Source organism: Spirosoma luteolum (assembly GCF_054778875.1).
The window spans coordinates 151,288-165,780 of sequence record NZ_BAAGZE010000021.1 but is presented as its reverse complement, the minus strand read 5'-3'; the positions used below and the strand labels follow the sequence as shown (position 1 = coordinate 165,780).

The 14,493-nt window shown below is 59.2% G+C and carries 11 protein-coding genes; 5 read left to right on the top strand and 6 right to left on the bottom strand.

The window, feature by feature from the left end:
• The first annotated feature begins 16 nt into the window (after nt 1-16).
• The 3 genes from ACYVAC_RS18920 (at nt 17) to ACYVAC_RS18910 (ending at nt 2,899) form a co-directional block, all read left to right on the top strand.
• A complete protein-coding gene (locus ACYVAC_RS18920) occupies nt 17-964 on the top strand; it encodes a threonine ammonia-lyase (protein WP_461099350.1) in 948 nt (315 codons plus the stop codon).
• A 23-nt stretch (nt 965-987) separates the two neighbouring features.
• Nucleotides 988-1,434: a GNAT family N-acetyltransferase gene (locus ACYVAC_RS18915; RefSeq protein ID WP_461099349.1), complete on the top strand. Its 447-nt coding sequence runs from the start codon at nt 988-990 to the stop codon at nt 1,432-1,434.
• A 151-nt stretch (nt 1,435-1,585) separates the two neighbouring features.
• Nucleotides 1,586-2,899, top strand: a complete 1,314-nt coding sequence (locus ACYVAC_RS18910) for a PQQ-dependent sugar dehydrogenase (RefSeq protein ID WP_461099348.1) — start codon at nt 1,586-1,588, stop codon at nt 2,897-2,899.
• A 79-nt stretch (nt 2,900-2,978) separates the two neighbouring features.
• On the opposite strand, the gene ACYVAC_RS18905 is transcribed toward ACYVAC_RS18910, so the two are convergent.
• Both ACYVAC_RS18905 and ACYVAC_RS18900 read right to left on the bottom strand, forming a co-directional pair.
• Nucleotides 2,979-4,796, bottom strand: a complete 1,818-nt coding sequence (locus tag ACYVAC_RS18905) for a hypothetical protein (protein WP_461099347.1) — start codon at nt 4,794-4,796, stop codon at nt 2,979-2,981.
• Nucleotides 4,793-5,395: an RNA polymerase sigma factor gene (locus tag ACYVAC_RS18900; RefSeq protein ID WP_461099346.1), complete on the bottom strand. Its 603-nt coding sequence runs from the start codon at nt 5,393-5,395 to the stop codon at nt 4,793-4,795. Before ACYVAC_RS18900 ends, ACYVAC_RS18905 begins: the two co-directional genes overlap by 4 nt.
• A 170-nt stretch (nt 5,396-5,565) precedes the next feature.
• Between ACYVAC_RS18900 and ACYVAC_RS18895 the strand changes: the two genes are divergently transcribed.
• Nucleotides 5,566-6,216, top strand: a complete 651-nt coding sequence (locus ACYVAC_RS18895) for a hypothetical protein (RefSeq protein ID WP_461099344.1) — start codon at nt 5,566-5,568, stop codon at nt 6,214-6,216.
• 70 nt (nt 6,217-6,286) lie between these two features.
• Here ACYVAC_RS18895 and ACYVAC_RS18890 read toward each other — a convergent pair whose 3' ends face one another.
• From ACYVAC_RS18890 to ACYVAC_RS18875, 4 genes are all read right to left on the bottom strand, one after another.
• On the bottom strand, nt 6,287-9,421 hold the full coding sequence (locus tag ACYVAC_RS18890) for an efflux RND transporter permease subunit (protein WP_461099343.1): 3,135 nt from the start codon (nt 9,419-9,421) through the stop codon (nt 6,287-6,289).
• 238 nt (nt 9,422-9,659) lie between these two features.
• Nucleotides 9,660-10,802 carry an efflux RND transporter periplasmic adaptor subunit gene (locus ACYVAC_RS18885; RefSeq protein WP_461099342.1) on the bottom strand — a complete coding sequence of 381 codons (1,143 nt, stop codon included), beginning with the start codon at nt 10,800-10,802 and terminating at the stop codon, nt 9,660-9,662.
• Nucleotides 10,803-10,989: 187 nt separating this feature from the next.
• On the bottom strand, nt 10,990-11,619 hold the full coding sequence (locus ACYVAC_RS18880; protein WP_461099341.1) for an NUDIX hydrolase: 630 nt from the start codon (nt 11,617-11,619) through the stop codon (nt 10,990-10,992).
• 80 nt (nt 11,620-11,699) lie between these two features.
• On the bottom strand, nt 11,700-13,298 hold the full coding sequence (locus ACYVAC_RS18875) for an NAD(P)/FAD-dependent oxidoreductase (RefSeq protein ID WP_461099340.1): 1,599 nt from the start codon (nt 13,296-13,298) through the stop codon (nt 11,700-11,702).
• A 169-nt stretch (nt 13,299-13,467) separates the two neighbouring features.
• On the opposite strand from ACYVAC_RS18875, the gene ACYVAC_RS18870 reads away from it, so the two are divergent.
• Nucleotides 13,468-14,493, top strand: coding sequence for a hypothetical protein (locus ACYVAC_RS18870; protein WP_461099339.1), 1,026 nt, complete (start codon nt 13,468-13,470; stop codon nt 14,491-14,493).

The following is a 14,493-nucleotide window of genomic DNA, read 5'->3' as shown; positions in this document are numbered from 1 at the left end:
TAGCTATTTTGCCCCCATGATCGCCCTCGACACCATCCGCGCGGCTCACGACCGCATTCGCCCCTTCATCCACCATACGCCCGTGCTGACCTGCCGAACCCTCGACGATCGCGTGGGTGCATCGCTGTTTTTCAAGTGCGAGAATTTTCAGAAGGTAGGCGCCTTCAAAGCCCGCGGGGGGCTTAACGCCGTCCTGCAGGTGGCAGCCAACCAGGAGGGGCCCGCGGTGGCTACCCATTCGTCGGGCAACCACGCGCAGGCCGTTGCTTTTGCCGCCCGGCAGGTGGGGCTGCCGGCCTACATTGTGATGCCCCGAACGGCCCCGCAGGTCAAGAAAGACGCTGTGCGGGGCTACGGCGCCACTGTGGTCGAGTGCGAACCAAATCATGCCGCCCGCGAAGCGGGTGTACGGCAGGTTATGGCCGAGACGGGGGCGGTGCTGGTGCATCCCTTCGATGATGATCGGGTCATTGCCGGCCAGGCCACAACGGCTGTCGAGCTGCTGGCCGACGAAGGAACCGCGCAGCCGTTCGACGGGCTGCTGACGCCGGTGGGGGGTGGGGGACTGCTGAGTGGTGTGGCCCTGGCCACGCACTACCTGTCGCCCACCACGCAGGTGATCGGCTGCGAGCCCGACGGAGCGGCTGATGCCGTATTGTCGTTCCGGAGTGGTCAGCTGGAAACCGCCCCATATATCGACACCATCGCCGATGGGCTGACGGCCCCGCTCAGCGCCCGCACACTGGGTATCATCCGTACCCACGTGGGCGATATACTCACCGTGTCGGACCCCGAGATCATGGCGGCCATGCGGCTGATCTGGGAACGGATGAAAATCATTGTCGAACCTTCCTGCGCCCTGCCGCTGGCGGTACTGATCCGATACCGCGACCGGTTTGCGGGCCAGAAAATCGGCGTTGTGCTGACCGGTGGTAATGTCGACCTTAGCCGATTGCCGTTTTAAGTTTTTTCATTCGTCAAGAAATCATGCTAACGATACAACCTATTCTGGCGGAAGAAACCTACCCGATACGCCACGCCGTGCTGTGGCCCGATAAGCCCTATGATTACGTACGGGTGGCTAATGATGCCGAAGGGCTCCACTACGGGGCTTTCCGGGCGGGAGAACTGGTGGCTGTAATTTCGCTGTTTCTAGAAACGGGAGCTGACGGCCGCGCCGAAGCCCGGTTCCGTAAGTTTGCGGCCCGCCCCGACTGCCAGCGGCAGGGTATCGGTTCGCAACTGATGCAGCACATCATCGAACAGGCCCGTACGCGCGGGGCCACATCGCTCTGGTGCGACGCCCGGCTCGATGCCGCCGACTTTTACCAGCGCTTCGGCATGCAGGCCGTGAGCGACGTGTTTTATAAGGGCTCCATTCCCTACGCCCGTTACGCCGTCGATCTGTTGCCACCGGCTCAGCAGGCGCCCTAAAACCCGGACTTGCCGGGGCCGGAAAACAGCGGATTGCCACTGGGTCATATTCAGCGGGCCGGTATAACCAAATGGTTGAGCACGGGGTTGTTCAAGGTAGGCAGAACCGGCGTATAACGTCGCATCGTGCCTGTAACCAATTGACTCAACCATGAAACAACAATCGATCGTGCTGGCTGCAGCCCTGGGCGCCCTGCTCACCGGCTGTGGCGAGAAAAAGAAAAGCGACACGCCGGCGACTACGGTAGCCACTGCCGACACAACCCTGCGGCTGCCCGCGCCGTATGAGACAAAGTCGGCCGCTCATTTTAGTAACGTCATCAACTGGCCGGAGGGTACGACGCCCAAAGCACCGGCCGGCTTCACCGTCACCGAATTTGCGCGGGATATGGCCAGTCCGCGCTGGATCTACGTGGCCCCCAACGGCGATATATTCGTGGCCGAAGCCAATACCGAGCGAACGGGCGTCAAGAAAAAAGTAGTCTCGGTGGTATCGGGCCAGAACAAATCGGAGCGTACTGAAGCCAGTGCTAACCGGATCACACTGTTCCGCGATACCAACCAGGATGGCAAGCCCGAGATGCAGGACGTATTTCTGGCGGGACTGAATCAGCCCTTCGGCATGCTGGTCATCGGTAACAGTTTCTACGTAGCCAATACCGACGGCCTGTGGCAGTACCCGTACAAAGCCGGCCAGACCAAGATGACCGCTCCCGGCAAAAAAATCCTGAATCTGCCCGCCGGTGGGTACAACAACCACTGGACCCGTAACCTGCTGGCCAGCCCCGACAACAGCAAAATCTACGTGTCGGTGGGCTCGGGGAGCAACGTGGGCGAAAACGGGATCGAAAACGAAAAGCGCCGGGCCAATATCCTCGAAATAAACCCCGACGGTACGGGCGAACGCATCTACGCCAGCGGCCTGCGTAACCCGGTAGGCATGGGCTGGGAGCCATCGACCAAAACGCTCTACACGGCTGTCAATGAGCGTGATGAGCTCGGTGACGAACTCGTGCCCGATTATCTGACGAGCGTGAAGCAGGGCGCTTTCTACGGCTGGCCGTATGCCTACTTCGGCCCGAACGAAGACCCCCGCCGGAAAGGGGAACGGCCCGATCTGGTTAAAAAATCAGTGGTGCCCGATGTGCCGCTGGGCGCCCACACCGCTTCGCTGGGCCTGGCGTTCTACGACAAAAAAGCGTTTCCGGCCAAATACCAGAACGGGGCTTTTATCGGGCAGCATGGCTCCTGGAACCGGACTACGTTTTCGGGTTATAAGGTTGTGTTTGTGCCCTTCGAAAACGGCAAGCCCGGCAAACCCGAAGATTTTTTGACAGGTTTTGTGGCTGGCACTAACGACAAGGATGTGCACGGTCGGCCGGTTGGCGTAACCGTGCTCCCCGACGGTGCGATGCTCGTTGCCGATGATGCTGCCGGCCGAATCTGGCGGGTGGCGGCCGAGTAAGTCGATTTTGCAGCGTATCAAAAAGCGGGGGCAACTGTTTCATACAGTTGCCCCCGCTTTTTAGTGTGGCCGAATCCGGCTAGAACTGGTAGAAGGCCCGGAGCCGGAATGCCGCTTTTACGGAGTTCGTTTCCATGCCGGGGGGGACTATTTCGTCATACAGGGAGAACGAAAGCAGCGGGGTAGCCTGTACACCCCAGTGGGCCGACTGCCACTCCACACCGGCGCCGGTCGTCAGCGCGTCGACGAGCCTGACCGGCCGGTTAAACACCAGATTGCCCGTTTCGAAACCAACGGGCGGTTGCCGGTAGCTAAACGTGATCTGCTTCTGGTTGGTCAGATTCAGGTAAGTCCCAACAGTGGGCACTACCGACCAGGAGCCACCCAGCGAAAAGCGATAACCGATGGCAACGGGCATCTGTACACGCAGGGTTTTAAGCTGAATATTGAGGATGTCGTGCCGCGGATCGATGTTGCGGGCAAATTCACGCCGGAAATTTTCACGGGTTTTACGGTCATACTCGTCGTCGGTCAGGAAATTGCCGGCCACCGCCTGGCCCTGCGTCAGCCCGAGACTGAACTGGAGATGACGGCCAACCAATAGCTCGGTAAAGGCACCGCCCTGCCAGAATTTGCGGCCAACTTCAGCCGTACCGCCGATGCGGACACGCGTAGAATGATCGACCGGCTGCCGTTCGGGTTTGGTGGCTTTAGTAGTCGGGCTGTTGTTGGCGATCGCAACCGTTGGCTGAACCGTACGGGCCGGCCGCATCAGGCGACTGCGATAGATCAGGTGCTGCTCCCAGTCGATGGGCTGGGTCTCTATCGGCCGTACGGCCAGTGGTTCGACTACTACCGGGGCGAGTCCGGCAACGGCCGCGTCTGCTCCCGTCTCCCGATTGTCGATTTGCTCGCTGCCGTTGATAACCGGGTTGGCCTGACGGTTTCGGCCGGACCTGGGACGACGTCCTGTGGGGACGGTGGCCGTCTGCCCCGCCCGATCCTTTGGCTCCGGATAGCGGTTTCCGGCCGGCGGCAGGTCGCGGGCGGTCGTCCGCCGGTCGGGCATTGAAGCCGGAGAACTGGGTAGTTCAAGGGTCGCATCGGCCGCATCACCCGCGTGGTCAGTCCGGCGAGCGACCGGATTGGCCGCATCGGCCGCGGCCCGGTCGTCGTCAGAACCAGGTTGCCGCGACCGGTTGCCAGCCACCCGGTTGGCGGGGATAATGCCCGACTCACCGGCACGCTCAGGCAACTCAGGTTGATGGGTGGGCGTCATACCGGACGCTGGCTGGCCGGGCGTCGGTAACCCCCGCACACCGGACGACGTACTTCGGGTCTGTTGTCCGTCCAGATCGTTGCGCTGCCGGTTGCCACGGCTGGCGGGCGCTCCGGCGAGTTGCCGGGCCGAGCGACCTGCTTCCGTTTCGACAGTGGGGTCTTCCGGCACCCACTGATCGGCGGCCGGCCCGGCCGGGGCTGGCAGATAGCGGGTAATGTAGACCGTATCGCGATCGCGGGTCTGCGGTGCGGCCGTGGGGTTTTCAGTTGAAGCGGAAGCGGGCTGCCGGGCCAGGTCGGTGCCGGGTGCCTGAATCGAATCGGCCGAAGGGGCAGTCTGAGTGGTCGACTGTAACTGGTTGCGTAGACGGTTTACTTCATAGGTCTGGTAGAGGGTGGTCGTCAGGAACAAGACAGTGCCCGTTACGCCGGCGGCAACGAGCCGGGCGGCATGCCGGACCACGAAAGACGTACCGGCCATCGGCGATGGGGCGTTGGGCAGGGGGGGCACCTGTTTCAGCATTGCCTGCATACGCACCCAGTCGCGTTCGGCAAACTCGGGGCGGATACTGTCCAGCTTTCGCCGGATACTATCGGCAAATCGGTCAGTTTTCATAGGGAGAATGGGGAGCGGTTTGCCCCCGGATTATCGTGGAGAAGTGTAGCCTCTTTAATCATCACCTGGAGTTTCTGGCGCGCCCGGGCGTAGTTGGAGCGAACGGTGGCTTCGTTGTGCGACAGCAGCCCGGCAATCTCGTGTAGACTGTAGCCATCCACCACGTGCATCATAAACACCGTTCGGTAGGTGGGCGTCAGTTGCTGCACGAGCGCCAGTATCTCATCGGCGGCCATCCGGTCGACCACCTGGTCGTCGAACGCCACCTGTTCGCCCATCTCCAGGTCGGTATGGTGATCGTGGCGCTGGTTTTTGCGGTAGTGGCTGATGGCGGTATTGACCAGAATTGTGCGGAGCCAGGCTTTGAAGGGCTGGTTGTCGTCGTAGCGGTCGAGGTGCTGAAAGACTTTCAGAAAGCCTTCATTCAATACGTCTTCGGCTTCTTCCCGGCTCGATGTGTACCGCAGGCAGATGCTCTTGGCATAGCCAAAAAACTGCTTGAACAGGGTTCGTTGCGCGCGCGGGTCACCGCTGCGGCAGGCCTGAATGACACTGGGCAGGTCAGCTTCAGTGAACGAGGGCGATTTTCTGAACAGCAAGGCCGGCGTCGGTTAAAATAAATATCGGCATATCTACCAACCCGATACGCGCGCGACCGACGGGCTGTTGCAGCCTGTCGTAAATTCTGCCATATTTTTGTTGGTACGGGTGCCACACTCCGTCACCCGGATACGTAACGACAGATAACGTACTTCAGTTTATTTGTCGGATGAAGATTCTAATAGTTGGTGATCAGCACCTTAGCGGATACGGCCTGGCCGCCGGGCAACGAAGTTTCGTCAGTCACTTTGTCCGGCAAATCAGTCAGTCAGGGCAAACCCTGGCCATCGAGGCCCGGGTCCGTACAAGCCGGGCCGGCATTCAGCAGGCCATGCAGCAGCTGTCGCTCGAGCGCTACGATCTGATTGTCTGGCAATGCGGCAGTGGCTGTGCCGATCATCCGCTGCTGGCCGAAAAGCTCGCCAGTCCGGGCTGGTTCCACCAGCTGAAACAGCGCCTGCGGGCCCTGACTCACCCGGATCATCCGCTGAAGACCATCCGGAACGACCTCGGCGCCATTTTGCAGCTGCTGAAGCCGCAACGCCATAAAGTGCTTATCCTGACGCCAATACCAAACCAGCAGCCCGTCGAAAACTGGCTGCTCGATCAGGCGCGGCAGCACCTGCTCCACGAGAGCTACAGGCAGGGGTTCAGTATTTTCGATACCTCCTCACTGATTCGGGCTGCCCCCGAGTATTTTCAGGATCGCCAGCCCGCTTACCTCAATGCCGTTGGCCACGAACTGCTCGGGCAGGCGTTGTTCGACTTTTACCAGGCTACACCAACCATCGTTGCCATCCGGTCGATCCGGCGCGACTGACCACGGGCCAAGCACACAAAAAGGGGACTGCCGGCTGGCAGTCCCCTTTTTGGTCGACCCAATGGCTGGGCTACACGCTCAGCTCCGTTGGTTTTGGCTCGACCGTGTGGCCGTTAGCCGGGGGCAGGGCATGCCCACTGGCCGAGTCGGCGGGCACATCCTTCCGGCGACTGAGGAAGGTATAAATGACCGGCACCACGTAGAGCGTCAGCACAAGCGAGAACAGCAGTCCGCCCACGATCACGATCCCGAGCGGAATGCGGCTCTTGGACGCCGACCCCAGTGCCAGGGCCAGCGGCAGGGCCCCGAAAGCCGCCACGAGGGTTGTCATCAGAATGGGCCGCAGGCGCATGGCCGCCGATTCGGTGGCGGCTTCAAACTTGTTTTTGCCCGTCAGGCGCTGCTCGTTGGCAAACTCCACAATCAGGATACCATTCTTGGTAACCAGTCCTACCAGCATGATGATACCAATCTGGCTGAAGATGTTCAGCGTCTGATTAAACATCCAGAGCGAGAACACGGCACCAGCCAGGGCCAGCGGCACGGTAATCATGATGATGAAGGGGTCGATAAACGAATCGAACTGAGCGGCCAGAATCAGGTAAACCAGTATAAGCGCCAGCGCAAAGGCGAAGAGGGTGTTTGACGAACTTTCGGCAAAGTCGCGCGAAGGGCCCGAGAGTGCCGTCTGGAAACTCTGGTCGAGTACCCGGTTGGCAATGGCCTGCATGGCGGCCACGCCGTCGCCGACGGTCTTACCCGGTGCCAGACTGGCCGACACAGTTGCCGATTTAAAGCGGTTGTAGTGATACACCTGCGGGGGGCTGCTCACTTCCTGAAACTTCACCAGGTTGTCGAGCTGAATCAGTTCGCCCTGGTTGGAACGCACGTAGAACGACTGCAGATCGACGGGCGCATCGCGGTCGGCCCGGTCGACCTGCCCGATGACCTGGTACTGCTTGCCATTCATCAGGAAGTAAGCCAGCCGGCGGTTGCTGAGCGCCAGCTGAAGCGTCTGCGCCACATCCTGCACCGAAATGCCCAGGTTGGTGGCCTTCTCGCGGTCAATACTGATGTTCAGTTCAGGCTTGTTGAACTTCAAATCCACGTCGCTGGTCTGGAAGGTCGGGTCTTTAGCCACTTCATCCAGAAACAGGGGCAGTTTCTCGCGGAGCTTCTCGAAGTTGAGATTCTGAATCACAAACTGTACGGGCAGCCCACCCCCGCGCCCTACCTGAATGGTCTGGTCCTGGGTGGCAAACATGCGGGCCTCGGTGAATTTCTTCAGATTTTTAGAAATGTAGTCGACGATCTCCTGCTGCGACCGCTTCCGATCGGCGGGGTCGCTCATGTTGACCAGCACGAACGATGAGTTAACGGCTCCGGCCCCCGAGAATCCCGGCGCGACCACGCTGAACGCCAGCTTGGTTTCAGGGATGGAGTCGAGCACAAACTGCATCACTTTGTCGGTCGTAGCGGCCTGCGACTCAAAGCTCGTTCCCTCGGGCGAGGTGATGGCGATCCGGGTGCGGCTCCGGTCTTCGAGCGGGGCCAGTTCCGATTTCAGCAGCGACCCAAGCCCGACAATGATGACCAGACAGCCAACGACCATGGCAATGGCAGTGCCCCGGCGCTTCACAAAGCGGTTGAGCGAATAGCGATAGGTCTGATCGAGCCAGACGAAGAAAGGCTCCGTTTTCCGGTAGAACCACGAGCGTTTGCTGTGGTCTTTGGCGGTCAGTTTAACGCTTAAAACCGGCGTCAGGGTGAGCGAAACAAAGGCCGAAATCAACACGGCGCCGGCCACGACGATGCCGAACTCCCGGAACAGCCGGCCAACAAACCCTTCCAGGAAAATAATGGGCAGGAACACGATGGCCAGTGTGATGGAGGTGGCCAGAACGGCGAAGAAAATCTCGTTCGAGCCTTCTTTCGCAGCCTGCTGGGTGTCCATGCCCTGCTCGATCTTCTTGTAAATGTTTTCGGTCACCACAATACCGTCGTCGACCACCAGACCAGTAGCCAGCACGATGCCCAGCAGGGTCAGTACATTGATACTGAAATCGGCGACGTACATGATGAAAAACGCGCCGATCAGCGAAACCGGAATGTCGATCAGCGGTCGGAAGGCAATCAGCCAGTCGCGGAAAAACAGGTAGATAACCAGTACGACCAGCACGAAAGAGATGATAAGCGTTTCGCCCACTTCCTCGATGGCGCGTCGGATAAACGTCGACCGGTCGATCCCGACGCTGACAATGATGTCGCTGGGCAGGTCTTTTTTCAGCTGCTCGAATCGCTTGTAAAACTCATCGGCAATGCTGACGTAGTTGGCACCCGGCTGCGGAATCAGCACCAGAATAACGCCCACCGATCCGTTCTGCTTCGAAATGGTTTCTTCGTTTTCGGCGCCCAGTGTAGCGTAGCCAACATCTTTGAAGCGCACGATCTGGTTGGCCGTCTGCCGCAGGATGAGGTTGTTGAAATCGTCTTCCGATACCAGCCGCCCCACAGCTTTCACGGTCAGCTCGGTGTTGTTACCGTAGACTTTACCACTGGGCAGCTCGACGTTCTGGGCATTAAGAGCCGCCTGAATATCCTGCGATGTCAGGCGGTAGGCCGACAGTTTGATGGGGTCGATCCAGAGCCGCATGGCCTGGCGCTTGAGGCCGTAGATGTTGGCCTGGCTTACACCCGGAATGGTCTGGAGCCGTTCCTGCAGTACGTTCTCGGCATAGTCAGACAGCTGGGTCGGGTTGCGGGTGGTACTTTGCACCGTCATGAAAATGATGGGGTCGGAGTTGGCATCGGCCTTGGTCACTACCGGTGGGGCGTCGATGTCCTGCGGGAGCTGCCGCTGGGCCTGCGCTACCTTGTCGCGCACGTCGTTGGCGGCTCGTTCCAGATCGGCGTCGAGGTTGAACTCAACGGTGATGGTGCTGGCCCCAAGGGCGCTGTTGGACGAGATGGTCCGGATGCCTTCGATGCTGTTGAGCGACTTCTCGATGGGCTCCGTAATCTGCGACTCGATAATGTCGGGGTTGGCGCCGGTGTAGTTCGTCCGGACGGTAATCACCGGAGGGTCGATGGCCGGGTACTCGCGAACGCCCAGGAAGGAGAAGCCGATTATGCCAAAGAGCACAATGACAATCGACATCACCATGGCGAACACCGGTCGGTTCAGGCTTAATTCAGGAAGACTCATCGGTTTCTATAAGGTTGTTGAGTTTTGAACGTATCGCAGGTGTGACGCTGGAAAGTTGGAGCGTTATAACGTTGTTGGGTAATAAAGTTATAGGGTTAGCGAGTCGTGGCGATTGCGTGGCTGTGGTGGTATAAGGGGTAACGAGTTATACGGTACGGGGTATAACCCGGCAGCACCCAACAACCTGTTAACGTTAAAACCTTATAACTCTACAACTAACTAACTGGATACCCCCCCCTCACTTAGCCGCTACTTTGGCACCCATTCCGGGAACCGTAATCACTTTGCCCACTTTCACGGGCGCATCGGGCTTCAGGAACAGCAGACCGGTAGTAGCCACGGTATCGCCCTCGGCCAGACCGGTCAGCACCTGAATGACACCGGCTGTTCGCAGCCCGGTGGTGATATCTTTAAACTGCGCCTTGCCATTTTTGATGACCACGACCTGATTGGTGCGTGTCTGCGGAATCACGGCCTGCGTTGGCACCACCAGCGCCCGATCGTTCTGAATCGTCAGCGTAACACGGGCAAACGTGCCGGGACGAAATTTGCTCGACGGATTGCTGACCCGCGCCCGGATGCGCAGGTTACGGGTCTGTTCGTCGACCCCCGGTTCAATGGCGTAGACGACCCCCTGGCTGGCGTTGTTGCTGCCATCTACCACGAACGAAATCGTCTGACCGTTACGCACCGAAGGACCGTACTTCTCAGGGATCGAAAAGTCGAGTTTAAGCGATGACACCTGCTGAATGCGGGCAATCAGCGTATTTGGCGACACAACGGCACCTAAACTCACGTTGCGCAGACCGACGATTCCCGAGAACGGAGCCCGGATCTCGGTACGTTGCAGGTTGGCTTTCACCAGTTCGATGTCGGCCAGCGACGAGCGCAGGTTCGTTGTCACGATATCGTATTCCTGCTGGCTGATGCCCCCGCGGGTCAGGAGCTGTTTGTTGCGTTCTTCAGTCCGGCGGGCATTGTCGGCCTGGGCCTGTAGTTTCTGGAGTTGAGCCCGCAGGTCGGCATCGAAGAGTTTAACCAGCAGGGCCCCCTTCGCAACCGGCTGGCCTTCGCGCAGGTTCAGCTGGGTGATGCGGGCAGAGAGTTCGGGGTAAATGTCGACCTGTTCGGCGGCCAGCAGCGAACCGCTGGTAATTACATCTTCACGCAGGTTTTGCTGGCTGGCAACAAAGACGTTGATGGCGGGCGATGGGCCTTTGCCGGCGCCACCGGGCCCACCGGGGCCCTTTCCGCCGGCGGCACCCTTCTCAGCACCACCAGGGCTACCGCCCGCTCCCGGCGCCGGGTGCAGAATTTTGTTGTAAACAATGATGCCGCCAAGCACCAACACCACCAGGCCAATCGCAATCCAGCGTTTCACAGCGTTCGAGTAAAGAGTTTATGTAGGACTAAAAGCAACGAACCGGGCTGCAGATACCGGTTTTCATAAACAGACAAAGGTATTGGTCGCGTCGATAAATGACTTAGAAAATTTGTCTAATGCCACATTTTGCCAGTTAAAACAGGTTTTTGCAAACCCGATTGGCCGCAACATAGGTGGGTTGCGATCAGGCGTCGATCAGCATCAGCAGTTCGCTGATCATCATGGCGGTGGCTCCCCACACGCGATGGTTCTGAATCTGGTAGTAGGGAGCCTCCACCAGCATACCCCGCACTTCGATCTGATTGGTGCCGATAATCGTTCGGTCGATTAGCTGATCGAGGTCGACTTCCACAATGTCGTCGACTTCGCGTGGATCGGGGTAGAAGTCGGGCCGGTAGGGTAAAATGCCGACCACGGGCTGTACGTAAAAGTTACTGGGGGGAATGAAGAGTTCGGTCAGCAAGCCCAGCACCTTGACATCCGACACCCGGATGCCTACTTCTTCCTGTGCTTCGCGCAGGGCCGTACGGGTCAGGTTTTCGTCGATGCGTTCCATGCGGCCACCCGGAAACGCCATTTGTCCGGCGTGTACACCATCGTATTGAGGTCGCAGAATAAGCGGAACGTAGATTGAGTGCTGATACGGGTAAAAGCACAACAGCACGGCCGATCGGCGCGTGCGTTCGTTGGGTTTGATACCAAGCCGGTAACGGGCTGTCGACGCCATTTTTCGGTGCGCTTCTTCGCCTGGCAACGGCTGTTGCAGCCGCGAACGGAGCCGGTCTGCGAAGGCCTGAAAATGGGTGTCGGTCATAGCACGTTCAAGGTTTTAGGCAAGCCAGCGGCCGTTGAACCGGTGGCTATGGCGTAAACTACAAAGCCTGCGCCAAAAAATTACTTATACAACTTTACCAGCTCGTTGGCGCAGCGTTCGCCGTCCATCGCTGCCGACACGATACCCCCGGCGTAACCGGCCCCTTCGCCACAGGGAAACAGGCGCCGGACGGTGACGTGTTCGCAGGTATCGCGGTCGCGCGGAATCCGAACGGGCGACGAGGTTCGACTCTCGATACCGATGATCTGCCCATCGTTGCTGAGGTACCCCCGCATCTTCTGACCGAAGTCGCGGAGCCCCTGCCGCAGGGGCTGGGCAATGTGGTCAGGCAACACATCGTACATATCGGCCGAGCGCAGGCCCGGCTGGTAGGACGTGGGCAACAGTTCGGCCGATACCCGTCCATCCACAAAATCGGCCACGCGCTGGGCGGGTGCCGTTTGCGCGAGCGAGCCATCCGGATTACTGCCCACCCGGCAGGCCCACTGTTCGAGTTCCTGCTGCAGCGCGAGCCCCGCCAGGGGGCCTTCATCGGCGTAGGGGAGCAGGTCGGCGTCGGTAACGGCCACGACCAGGCCCGAATTGGCAAACTTAGAGTCACGCCGGGAGGGCGACATACCATTCACAACCAGTTCGCCGGGAGCGGTGGCTGCCGGAACAATGAAACCACCCGGACACATACAAAACGAAAATACACCCCGTTCTACCCCTTTATAGCGGGTTTGAGTAACCAGACTGTAGGAGGCTGCCGGCAGATAGGCGCCCCGGTCGGGCCGGTGGTACTGAAAACGGTCGATGAGTTGCTGCTGGTGCTCAATGCGAACGCCCATGGCAAAGGGCTTGGCCTCGATGAGCACCTGCCGGCTGTGCAGCAGGTGAAAAATATCGCGGGCCGAGTGGCCGGTAGCCAGAATGACGCCCAGACCCGTTAGTTCGCGCTGGGCCTGCGTATGGGCATCGGTCACCACCACGCCTTTCAGTTCGTCCTGCACCAGTATCAAATCGGTAACCTTGGTGTCGAAATAGACCTCACCGCCGGCCTGCAGAATGCTTTCGCGCAGATCGGCTACAACAGCCGGCAATTTGTTGGTGCCGATGTGGGGGTGGGCATCGACCAGAATCTGGTCGGTAGCACCATGGGCAACGAAAATTTCCAGAATCCGCCGGACATCCCCGCGCTTGGTCGACCGGGTATACAGCTTGCCATCCGAATACGTGCCGGCTCCGCCTTCGCCGAAACAATAGTTCGATTCGGGATTAACCACATGGTCTTTGTTGATGGCGGCCAGATCGCGCCGGCGGGCTCGCACATCGCTGCCCCGCTCCACCACAATGGGTCGGATGCCGTGCTCGATCAGGCGGAGGGCGGCAAACAACCCGGCCGGACCAGCGCCCACCACAATGGCTGCCGGGGCCTGCCGCACATCGTGCTGTGGTTTCTGGTAAGCGATGAGCGGGGGTGGGGTTTCGTCGATATAGACCTCGGTATCGACCTTCACCCACACCTGCCGGTTGCGGGCGTCAATGGACTGCCGTTTCTTGCGAACGACCACCGGATCGGTGTCAGAAAGGTGCAGGCGCTGGTAAACTTCGGCCTCGAACTGGTCGCTGTCGAGCGCCCGTTCGGGGGGGAGGGTGAGCGTAAGCTGATGAATCATAGCCAGGGCAGGTAATTATCCCGCAGGGTAAAGCCGGGGTTAGCGGTATCGATGGTAACACCAGCCCCGTGATTTGGGTTCAGTGTGTTGTCGGGGGTACGGGTCGGCGTGCCGGTTCGGTCAAAACCTGCATCTTTGTTGCGCCCGGCTTCAGGCCGGCCTGTCTGCTATGGCTATCATTTCCCGAAAAAAAATTCCGTTTGCCATCAGCGATGGCCTGCGGGCCTATCTGCACCACTATGAGCGGGAGGTGCCCAACACCATTGCGTATCAGGATCTGAAACGGGCCGATACCTCGTTTCCTGTAATCGACCGCAGCGGCCGCGATACGCTCTGGGAAACGATGCTTTATCCCCCCTCGGAGCTGGTCGATATTCACCTGGCCCTTAAAACCATTTACGCCTACCTGAAGGCCGATGGTGATCTGAATGTGATCAGTCACCTGGCCATCGATCGGGTCGATCTCTGTACCTACGGCAACACGATGCCGTTTCGGGTGCGGGTCGTCAACCGGGTCAACGATAACTTCGACTATTTCTACGTCAAAAATGCCGACGCGTCGCGTATCTATGGCCTTGAACTGGAGGATATTCTGTCGCCCAATCAGGTTAGTTACCTTACCAGCGGGCCCACCCTGATCGAGGAGCATATAGTGGGTATTCCGGGCGATGTGTTTCTGGCCCAGCGGCTGGGCGACGCCGATCTGAACCCGATTCGGCTGTGCAAGGAGTTCGTAAAATTCAACGAGCGCTGTTTTGCGCGGTTGCTGGGCGATATGCACTCGGCCAATTTTGTGGTCGACGTAACGCCCGATTTCGAAGAAATGTACTACCGGATTCGGGCCATCGATTTCGACCAGCAGTGCTACGAAGGAAAGAAGTCGGTGTACCTGCCGCAGTATTTTCGGCAGAACAATGCCCTCATTCAGCTGGGACAACGGTATATGACTTCCGAGAGCGTTCGTCAGTACCAGGTCGAAGAACGCGCCCAGATTGCCGGGCGTATTCGGATCGAACACGCCCGGCTCACCGACCTGCTAAACCTGATGCGGGCCGAAACCCTCTCGACGCCGGCCCAGATCACTCAGCTGCGTACGGAGTTGAACCGACATTACCATACGCAGCGGTTTTCGGCCTGCCGCACCATGGGCGAGGTGCTGGAAGAAAATCTGCACTGGCTGATCAACACACACTAA